This window comes from Ketobacter sp. MCCC 1A13808, assembly GCF_009746715.1.
Taxonomy (GTDB): domain Bacteria; phylum Pseudomonadota; class Gammaproteobacteria; order Pseudomonadales; family Ketobacteraceae; genus Ketobacter.
The window spans coordinates 1-3,763 of record NZ_VRKW01000039.1 but is presented as its reverse complement, the minus strand read 5'-3'; the positions used below and the strand labels follow the sequence as shown (position 1 = coordinate 3,763).

5 protein-coding genes are annotated in these 3,763 nt (G+C 48.4%); 3 read left to right on the top strand and 2 right to left on the bottom strand.

Annotated elements, in window-relative coordinates:
• Positions 1-65: 65 nt before the first annotated feature.
• Positions 66-773, bottom strand: coding sequence for an LrgB family protein (locus FT643_RS22700; protein WP_156873691.1), 708 nt, complete (start codon positions 771-773; stop codon positions 66-68).
• Complete coding sequence (locus tag FT643_RS22695) at positions 774-1,121, bottom strand: CidA/LrgA family protein (protein WP_198043824.1); 348 nt, start codon at positions 1,119-1,121, stop codon at positions 774-776.
• 454 nt (positions 1,122-1,575) lie between these two features.
• Here FT643_RS22695 and FT643_RS22690 point away from each other — a divergent pair, with 454 nt between their 5' ends.
• The 3 genes from FT643_RS22690 to FT643_RS22680 all read left to right on the top strand — a co-directional run.
• Positions 1,576-1,728 (top strand): hypothetical protein, encoded by a 153-nt coding sequence (locus tag FT643_RS22690; RefSeq protein ID WP_156873689.1) that lies wholly within the window; start codon positions 1,576-1,578, stop codon positions 1,726-1,728.
• A 147-nt stretch (positions 1,729-1,875) separates the two neighbouring features.
• Positions 1,876-2,508, top strand: coding sequence for an OmpA family protein (locus tag FT643_RS22685; RefSeq protein WP_156873688.1), 633 nt, complete (start codon positions 1,876-1,878; stop codon positions 2,506-2,508).
• A 156-nt stretch (positions 2,509-2,664) separates the two neighbouring features.
• The coding region (locus tag FT643_RS22680) for an FAD-dependent oxidoreductase (protein WP_156873687.1) at positions 2,665-3,763 on the top strand (1,099 nt) is incomplete at its 3' end.

Below are 3,763 nucleotides of genomic sequence, written 5' to 3'. Positions count from 1 at the left end.
GCCTATATACACCGGGTACGGGTTATTGATGATACCGGGGGGGCGGGCTGGTGAAGATCGATTTATCAGGTGAAAAAAAGCACCACAAAAGGCAGAACCAGGGCAGTCATTACGCCCGTGATCCCCATTGCAAGTGCGGAAAAAGCCCCGCACTCCTCACCTTCTTCGAGCGCGCGTGCGGTGCCCAGAGCATGAGACGTCAGGCCCAATGTAAAGCCCTTAATGCCGGCGTCCTTGATACCAAGACGATTCATAATGGGAATGCCAACCATCGCTCCCAGCGCACCGGTAAGCAGCACACACATTGCGCTTAATGCGGCTATGCCTCCAATGTCTTCTGTAACAATCATCGCGATGGGGGTGGTGATGGACTTCGTCGGCATAGAAAGAATCGTGAGCTCGGAGCCTCCCATAGCCCAGACGATTGCAACCGCGACGCCGACGGTAAAAATACTGCCCACGATGACGGTACATAAAATGGGAAGGATCAGTTCTCGGATTCGTCTGGCATTTTGAAACAACGGAATGGCCAGAGCCACAGTCGCCGGGCCTAGCATAGCGCTGAGCAGGTAGGAGGATTCATAGTAAACCTGAAAGGGCACGTCGAGTAGTAATACAAGACTTATAACAATGACCATGCCAAACACAACAGGCTGCAGATAGGCTTTCCTATTGCTCGCTATGTAGGCCCGTTGACCCAGATAGAAGGCGGCGACCGTAATCAGCACGCCAAAATAGGGAAATGAAATGATAAGGTCTACTGTATTACTCATTTACGATTTTCTAAAAAGGCGCATAAAGAATATAAAAACAAAGGGAATGAACAAAAGCGAAAGCACCAAGCTCACGATAATGGCGACGACTATGGTGATGCCATCTTGCTCCAGAAGTGCTTTATGTTGAACAATTCCGGCACTGGCAGGTATGAGAAACAGAGGTAACAGGGGTAATAGCGATGTGGTTACTTTCACCATCGAATCTGAAACCTGCCCGCGGATAAGAAGGTAAATAAAAAGCAGGACCAAGCCCATCACGGGGGCGGGTATGGGCAAAGCCACCAGATTGGTGATCAGGTAGCCCAGCATCTGGAAGAAAAACAAGGTTAATAATCCAAGCAGCATGATATTGTCCCGACTCATCTACGGCGCAAAGGATAGCATAAAAATTCCCCTATTGAGATTGAGGTAAAGCCGCAAAGAAGCCGAATAAGCCGTCTGCCCTGCAACCTTACCGATACAGACTAGGCAGGGTAATTCACATTAGCCCCTGATTCGGGGATATCACCAGTTATAAGACGCAGTTCACATAATTACGATGGAAGTTCGTAGATCTGGAAATAAAATTGACTCGAACCCGCTATTCATCGCCTCTTAGCGCCTTTTTGAGCTATAAAACAGGCTTTATATAACCTAATGAAATTAACCTTATTACAAATAAGTCTAAAGAATTCATGGGCGGAACAAACATGTGTCCTGGAGCGCTGTCTATACTTCTCCCTGAAACGATTTGTTAAGACCAATGGAAGACTTTAGATAAGAGGATAAAAGATTGGACCATTTATCAGGAGTGGCAGTTATGGATCCTAAAGCAGATGTGATCTACAAAAAAATTGAGCACTATTTAGAGGAAAGAAAGGGCCGGGATCGAAGAAAGGATGAAACACCTGAAGAAGCGGAAGCGAATGCAGAACGGCGCTCCGGTGATGAAAGGCGTACCGAAGACGAATAAAGCGGGCATATCCTTTTCCCAGAAAAAAGCGGAGTGATTAAACGCTTCGCTTTATACCCTTTGTATATTCAGTGTTTATTCAGGTAGCGTGCGGCATTATCGGCTGTAGGCTTCCGCTGTGTTGTTAATTGATGTCTGGAGTTATTTATGAAATTGCTTGGTAGTGTAGCGTTATCCGGTATTTTGCTGGTCGCGTCAGGTTGTACCATCGATCCCTATACGGGGGAGAAGAAGGTCAGTAATTCAGCGATTGGTGCTGCAGCTGGGGCTGTGGTGGGTGCCGCCGTATCGAGTAAGGACGATCGCGCAAAAGGTGCTGCAATTGGTGCAGCAGTCGGAGGCGGAGCAGGTTATTATTTTGATTATCAGGAAAAAATTCTGCGTCAGAAACTAGAAGGGACCGGGGTGAGCGTGACGCGTACCGAGTCCGGGATTCGGTTGAACATGCCGGGCAATGTCAGCTTTCCATCCGATCAATATGATTTGAAGCCGTCATTCTATGAAGTTCTGGATTCTGTCGCCGTGGTATTGAAGGAATACAACAAAACCTCGATACAAGTGGTCGGCCATACGGACAGCACCGGTAGTTTTGAACATAATCAGGCCTTGTCTGAAAATCGTGCCAACAGTGTGAAAAGCTATCTGGAGCAAAAAGGGGTCGCCGCCAACCGGTTACATTCCAATGGCTACGGGCCCAGACAGCCTGTCGCGAGTAATGATACTGCGCAGGGTCGGGCCGCCAATCGGCGGGTCGAAATACAGATTCTGGGACAAAGTTAATCGGTACTATTGCAACACCATGATTTGTGGTTGGCACGTGGAAGGGAGCATAAGCTCCCTTTTTTTCTGTCCGGTTTGCAAGTCATTGCCTGAAGCCTAATAATCCCCTGGTCTTGTGATTAAACAACAGATTGATATCTGCGTGGGAGTGGTATTTTGGGTAAGCTGACGAGCGATTATGATTATGATCTTTTTGTTATAGGTGCAGGTTCTGGCGGCGTACGTTGTGCGCGGATGTCTGCTTCCATGGGGGCTCGGGTTGCTATCGCGGAAGAACGGTATTATGGCGGAACCTGCGTCAACGTAGGCTGCGTCCCGAAAAAATTATTCTACTATGGTTCGCATGTTAGCGAAGAACTCGCCTTGGCCGCGTCGTATGGCTGGACCGTTCCGCCGGTAGAGTTTGACTGGAATATCCTGAGAGATAACAAAACCCGAGAGATCGAGCGATTAAATGGAATCTACCAGCGGATTTTAACGAGTAATAATGTCACGGTTATTGATGGTCACGCTTCGCTTGATGGGCCCAACCACGTTCAGGTGGGTGGCAAAACCTATTCGGCAAAACACATCCTGATTGCCACCGGTAGCTGGCCTTTTATGCCGGAGATTCCAGGGATTGAGCACGCGATCACTTCTAACGAATTCTTCTACTTGGATTCGTTACCGGAGCGGGCGCTGATTGTCGGTGGAGGTTATATCGGGATTGAGTTTGCGTGCATTCTGAAAAATCTGGGTGTTGATGTGAGCATAAGTTACCGCGGTGAGTTATTTCTCAGGGGGTTTGATATTGATGTTCGCCATCATGTGAAGTCGGCGCTCGAGGAAAAGGGCATAACGCTTTTATTCAATCAGGATGTTGTTTCGATCGAATCGGAAAACAACGGTGTCCGAACGGTTACCGACGGCGAAGGCAAGACCCGCGATTACGATTTGGTGATTTATGCTACCGGGCGAAAGCCGAAAACAGATGGCCTGGGGCTGGAGGCGCTGAAAATTAAATTGACAAAATCCGGTGCCGTTGAAGTGAATGAGCGGTATCAAAGTAGCGTACCAAGCGTTTACGCCATCGGAGATGTGATTGATCGGATGCAACTGACGCCGGTCGCGTTGGCGGAAGGAATGTTCTTATCGAAACATTTTTTCGGTGAGGGGGCAGCTCCGCTGAATTACGACAATATACCGACAGCGGTCTTTACCCAGCCAAGTATTGGTACTGTAGGGCTAAGCGAAGATCAGGCCAGGGAGCAGGGAT